This is a genomic window from Caballeronia sp. (assembly GCF_028292365.1).
In the GTDB taxonomy this organism is placed as follows: Bacteria; Pseudomonadota; Gammaproteobacteria; order Burkholderiales; family Burkholderiaceae; genus Caballeronia.
The window spans coordinates 1-5,890 of record NZ_JAQGMM010000044.1 but is presented as its reverse complement, the minus strand read 5'-3'; the positions used below and the strand labels follow the sequence as shown (position 1 = coordinate 5,890).

The 5,890-nt window shown below is 58.2% G+C and carries 6 protein-coding genes; 1 reads left to right on the top strand and 5 read right to left on the bottom strand.

The window, feature by feature from the left end; all coding sequences use genetic code 11:
- The 3 genes from JWR14_RS02545 to JWR14_RS02535 form a co-directional block, all read right to left on the bottom strand.
- Positions 1 to 366, bottom strand: a 366-nt coding sequence (locus JWR14_RS02545; protein ID WP_299700767.1) for an HAD family hydrolase, incomplete at its 3' end; no start/stop codon positions are given.
- Entirely contained in the window at positions 363 to 911 is a 549-nt protein-coding gene (locus tag JWR14_RS02540) for a hemerythrin domain-containing protein (RefSeq protein ID WP_299700764.1), read from the bottom strand. The genes JWR14_RS02540 and JWR14_RS02545, both read right to left, overlap by 4 nt.
- Positions 912 to 1,154: 243 nt before the next feature.
- The gene (locus JWR14_RS02535; protein ID WP_299700761.1) at positions 1,155 to 2,033 is read right to left on the bottom strand and encodes a manganese catalase family protein; all 879 of its coding nucleotides are present in this window, start codon (positions 2,031 to 2,033) and stop codon (positions 1,155 to 1,157) included.
- Between the two features lie 958 nt (positions 2,034 to 2,991).
- Between JWR14_RS02535 and JWR14_RS38500 the strand changes: the two genes are divergently transcribed.
- Positions 2,992 to 3,495 carry an MFS transporter gene (locus JWR14_RS38500; RefSeq protein ID WP_366144499.1) on the top strand — a complete coding sequence of 168 codons (504 nt, stop codon included), beginning with the start codon at positions 2,992 to 2,994 and terminating at the stop codon, positions 3,493 to 3,495.
- A gap of 754 nt (positions 3,496 to 4,249) precedes the next feature.
- Here the strand turns inward: JWR14_RS38500 and JWR14_RS02530 are convergent.
- On the bottom strand, positions 4,250 to 5,221 hold the full coding sequence (locus tag JWR14_RS02530; RefSeq protein ID WP_366144498.1) for a YsnF/AvaK domain-containing protein: 972 nt from the start codon (positions 5,219 to 5,221) through the stop codon (positions 4,250 to 4,252).
- Between the two features lie 37 nt (positions 5,222 to 5,258).
- Positions 5,259 to 5,729 carry a YsnF/AvaK domain-containing protein gene (locus JWR14_RS02525; RefSeq protein WP_299700758.1) on the bottom strand — a complete coding sequence of 157 codons (471 nt, stop codon included), beginning with the start codon at positions 5,727 to 5,729 and terminating at the stop codon, positions 5,259 to 5,261.
- Positions 5,730 to 5,890: the final 161 nt, after the last annotated feature.

Here is a 5,890-nt window from a genome sequence, read left to right as displayed (position 1 = left end):
TTCCAAGTTGGAGGCTGTCGCCTCTGGACTGCCGCTGGTGGCGATTGCCCACGGTATATCGGCCGCGGTCAATGCCGCAAGAAGCTCGCGCGCCCCTGGGAGGGGCTGAATCTGGCGATTGAACCGGTCGAACGCCTCACCCTGTCTTTTCTTGATTCGCTTGACGCGATCCGTATCGATGTGGCCACCGACCTCTCGCAGAAGCTGCTTCGCGAAGAGATTACTGCTCATGCCGATCTTGCGGTGGATTCTGGAGACGGGGAGGCTCAGCCCTTCGCTATCCAGCGCTTCGCTCCATGCGATCACGTGTTGGTAGACGCTATCGATGAGCGTGCCGTCGAGGTCAAAAATGAAGGCTGATTTCATTGCAAATCGCGCGGTGCGCGCGTGCGGGGGCGCAAAGCCGAAACCAGCGCCAGTGCTGCCGCGCCCAGCAGCGACAATGTAAGAACGGGAAACGCTCCAGCGCTATTAATTGCAAGCTCGGCCGGACGGCTAGCGACGAGCTGCGCGCGGCGAGTGTTCATCCTGGCGCCCAAGCGCCGAAGGTCCTGCGCGAGGCTTTCCTCGGCCATCGGCAGTAAGATGGTTTCCTCATCAGCAACGTGATGAAGTACTTCCCGCATCAATTCCATGAGCGTTTCGTCGTATGCAGTTGCGTCGGGATTCATCCCACGAAGCTTCGCAATGCTCTCACGCATCGCATCATGTTCCGGGACACTTTTGTCGAGGACTGTCGCGGTTGGGTTCGCAGCACGAAGTGCAGGATAAAAAACCTCCTCCTCGAGCTGTGCATGGATTTCAAGGGCAGCGCAAATGGTGTTGACGAGCGCTGCCTTGCGCCAATGAGGCGCGTCCGTTCGGTACCGGTGAAAAGCTGCCAATACATGAGTGTGATCGAGCTTGATCATCGTTGTAATGCGAGGGGAGGCTGCGAACGATTCGAAATCCATAGTGTGTTGACTGCTCAGTTATAAAGGGTTGCGCCCACGTATGCGAGTCCCTACGGTCAGCCGCTAGTGTCTTCAGTAAGCAATGCCCGAGCACTGGAGGCCTACCTCGTTGGAAGGCTTGTTACCTCGGTAAGGCGGACGACCCGCTAAGCGGGCCATCCTTTCAAGCGAGCTTCTCATGAAGCTGCTATCCAATCGATCTTACTTCGCTGTAGTCGCCTGACCTGCGCCGAGGTCTGCGCCGGTTGTCGGATCAGCATTGACGTCTGACGCCGTACGGGCTGCCATCGCCTGCAGGACCTCGACATCGGCCTCCGTTACGCCAACAGTTGCGAGCCCGTCACCGCCGTCAACCGCCGGCTGCGGGTCTTCAACGAACTTCCAGTCGCCGCCTTTGTTCCACGGGCCACGGATGTCATCACCCTTCGACATATTGAAGTAGACGCTCGTGAACTCGGGCACGCCCGGCAGCTTGCCCTGCGGGAAATTTGGTTGGATCGAATGCAGCGCTTTTTCGAAGGACTTCTGGTGGGCGATTTCGCGCGTCATTAAAAAGCCCAACGCCTCCTGGATGCCCGGATCGTCAGTAACGTTGATCAGGCGCTCGTAAACAATTTTTGCACGAGCTTCAGCCGCGATGTTTGAGCGCAGATCGGCCGTCGGTTCTCCGATCGTGTCGATGTAAGCCGCGGTCCAGGGCACACCGGCCGAATTGGTCAACGCAGGTCCACCGCCATAAAGCAGGGCTGTCGTATGCGAATCATTGCCCCCTGCAGTGAGCGACCGATACAACTCGGCCTCAGACTCAACGGCTTCCGCAAGCTGACCCTTCGCGCCTTTGTTCAGCATTGCAACGATGGAACCGATGATTTCCAGATGGCTCAGCTCTTCGGTAGCGATATCGAACAACATGTCTTTGCGACCCGGATCATCTTCGCTGACCGCTTGAGTGAAGTACCGGCACGCGGCCGCTAGCTCGCCTTGGGGGCCGCCGAACTGCTCGAGGAGGAGGTTCGCCAAGCCCGGGTTAGGAGCCGCAACGCGGACGGTGTATTGCAGCCGCTTGTTGTGTACGAACATTTATATCTCCAGTCTAGGTTGAATGAAACGTTTCGCCATACGCATGCCAGAACACGCGTACAACGGAAGTGCGAATCATTGGGTCGAGCGGCGCTGCGTTAGACCGCGCAGCGCACCCAGTGCTGGGCGCTCGATTCTCAAGGCCTGCGCGGCCCTGGCGAAAGTTGCAGTGTTTGAGAAAGGGGATGCGTAATGTTCTGTGCAATCGACGTACCACCAGGGCGCTGAAAAGGGTTTTCACTAAAAACACAGGTGTTCGAATGTGCACGGTGACGGTCGTCACAGGAAAAATTCATCACAGAGTCACCGTCAAAGGATTGGGAAAGAAAGACCCAGGGGCCTGCGGATCTGGCTACCGGCAAAATAATCCGCAATTCGAATCTGGAAATGAAGGGAGAAGTAGACTTTGCGAGAGACAGAAAACAGGAACTAGCGCAGACAGCAGGTGTGAAATCAAAATGTCAAAGGTCGACTCGAATCCGCCCCGACCATCGAAAACAAAGCGTGTCTGTCGAGGAATCCTGATCGACGCGAACGTATTTACATGTTGTGCATGCTCTTCCATGCGACACGATCTCGAATGTATCCGGTAAAGTTAAGACGAGCCAGGCGGGAGCCGGCAAAATTCGCTGCGCCCTTCGCAACCTCGGTAGAAAGCCTTGGTTGCGCCGGGCCGCTGCTCGAAGATACGGCAGCGAATTGTCCATTCGAATTTCGATTGGAAAAACGACATGCGGAATAGCCCAATTTTTCAATTTGGCTGTGAAGGGGTGGGGTAAGGGTGGGCGACGACACGCTCAGCAGCGGTCTGCGGCCTTAACCGGCATTGAGGCAATAATATGGACCGAACAGTGATTGCGCCGCTCTTCGCGGCGTCAGGCTTTAAGGAGCTCTGGATTGCCGGTGGTGTCGCAAACGCGATGCTTTGGTTTGAGGTGCTGGCTGCCGGCCTCTTCACATTTCAGGCGACCGGCTACGGGCTGCCGTCGCGACCGTCTCGGCGGCGAGAAGTTTTCCGCTGCTGTTGACGGGTGCATTCATTGGGGTGTTGTCGGAGGCGGACAATCGCAAGCGGATCGTGGTCGGTGGCCTGGTCCTAACAGCATTGAGTTCCGTCTCGGTAGGTGCGCTCGGCCTGTGCGGCGTACTCCAACATTGGCCTGTGGGCGTCGCCGCTCTCATTAGTGGACTCGTATACGCAACAGAAATGCCGGCGCGACGGAGGATGATTTCGGAATGCGCAGGTGATGAGGCAAGGCCGCGCGCGGTTGCGGTGGACAGCATGACGAACTATGCGACGCGATGCGCAGGGCCGATACTGGGCGGCCTTGCGTACCAAAGTCTGGGTCTGCCAGGTGCATTTCTTATATCCGCACTGTCTAGCAAAGCGCTGCTGCTGTCGTGTCGCGGATCCCCTGTTTTCAGAGGGGGAACCGGCGGCTTCCGATCCGGCGCGCCATGACAGATCTTCGGGATGCGGTTGCTTTCGCCCGCGCCAGTAAAACCCTTGCGGCCCTCCTCGGGATCACGGTCGTCACCAACCTCTTTGGTTACAGCTACGGCGCGCTTCTCACGCCTCTCGGTTTGCACGTGTTTAAGGTGTCGTCAGCGATGGTGGGGGCGCTGGCGTCCGCCGAGCCCGCAGGATCCCGCGTCGCCGGCGTGGTGATCGCTCTCCGGACACCGCGCGGACGGCCCATTTTTTGGCTGGCGACCGGTGCTGCCGCCCTTTTCCTCGCGCTCGGTCTCGCGTCACTCGTTGGAAGGTCGGAGCATCCTTTCGTACCCGTCCTGGCCGTACTGTTCGTCGGGGGATTCGCTAGTGCGCTCTATAACATCTTTCAAACTACAATCGTAATCGACCCGACGCCCGATCTCTTGCGCAGTCGCATGATGGGGTTGGTCACCGTCTGCATTGGGACACTTGGCCACTTGGAACGGCGATCGCCAGCGCGCTGTCCCGCCCATTAGGGTCTTTAGGCGCGCTCGGAACTTTAGGGGGATGCGGCCTCGTTGGTCTCGGCCTAATTGCCGTGGTAGCGCGTCGCCGCTAGATAAGGTTCAAGGCCGCTTTTGATTAACGTCCGTGCTTGTCTTTGTGCCGAACTATCGGGCGCCCACCCATTTCAGCCGGCTATTGTTTGAGGACTGGATGGTTGTCGGGATCTCATTGCGGACGGACCGGCGGCCCGACGGCCGCCGATACCCTAAGGCTATTATTGAGTCTTCTTTGTCGTAGCGTCCGGGCGCACCTGGGGATCTTCCCCTGCCACGCGTTCGACCTCGACGTTTGTGCCGCGTACGGTGTCATTCACCGTCTCGGTCCGAGTGGTTGATTCCTTGCCCACAACGACCTCTTCGATCACGCGTGCAGTTTTTGCAATGACTGGCTCTTCCGCCGTTTCGCGCACTTCGACGAAACCTTCCTTCAGATCCGCAGCAGTTGCCGGGCGGTCAACCGGACGGCGGTCGATCGAAGCGTGCTCTTCGCGCAGGTTCACCGGCTCGCTGACCGGCGTTTCGGTCAGCCGGGAATAGACCCGAACGCCGCCCGTGGACACTTCACGTTTGCCCACCGCGAGTTCTTCCTTGACGACCGGAAACGCCTGGCGGTCCGCTGCAATTTCATCCGCCGTATAGGCAGGAACGCTGCTGTCGTAGCCGCTATAGCCGGAACTCTTCCACTGCGACACACGTTCGTCGATATCGAGGGCACCGGCACCATTGAGCGTGGCACGAACACGATCAACCTGCGACTCGTCTGCTACGTCCACCGACAGCAAAGCATGGCCGCGGCGAATCGATTCATGGTAGTGGTTCACTTCTTCGGGCGCATCATCATCGCCGAACAAGCGTTTGAAGAAGTGGGCAATACCCCCAGAAGCGTGCTCACGCGTCTCGCTTGTCGAACGGTCCGTGGCAACGGTCCGCGTTGTACCTGGTTCGGCGGTCCCGAGGGAGCCGTCTTGCCCCTCCGTTGCATCGTCCTGCGCATGGACGTTGATGTCGGACCGAGCGATGCCTTCCTGCGTCAAACGGTCTGCGGCGTTCTGCGCGTCATCAAAAGAATTAAATAAACCAATAAGAGTTTGTGTCATTGCGGTAGCTCCAGCAAAGAAGGGCCATCGACGGCCGGTGAGGGATTGACTAAGGGACTGAGTCTGAGGGACTGAGTCAGGGAATTGCATGAGCATGGATTCCTGCAACCGCCGTTCCTGAGACGCGCTATACGGGATCAACAGGCCCATCTTTTTCCCGATGCCACTCTCCATCCGTTCCGGACCGACGTTCAACGACCAGTTCTTCATTGTTCGCGAGCACGTTTTGAAAAACTTCTTGTTGAGACTCGGTGGTCGTCACGTGAACCTCTTCTTTCAACGTCAGTTGCATTGTGATGATTGGAACGTATTCGAAGACAGGGATGATGAGCGTGCTGCCGTCCTGGCGAGACTCGAACTTTTCTTCCACGGGGCGATTGATGGCGAAGCGCTTGACTTCAACCGTTTGACTTCGAAGGCTCACGGGAATCGGCTGCATCTCCTCGTGCACAATCTTGTGAATCCGGACAGCGCCTGTCTCGGTTGTTTTCACCCCCACTTCGAGTTCTTCCTGAACTGCGGCGATCTCGATCTCATCGGCGCGAACGCCATCAGAGGGCGGGGGATTGGCGGACGTCGGCTTCGCACTCTGTACCATCGCTATGCTCCAAAGGAAAAGGCCGAAGCGAATGCTTCGGCCGGCCTACGTGAAAACCTCACAGACGGCCGCTGCCCTGACGCGTCACGCGGCTACGTGCAGGAACGGCGTCGTTTCCAACGGCGGAGCCGCCGGCGTCCTCGAAGGGAGGCTGATGACGG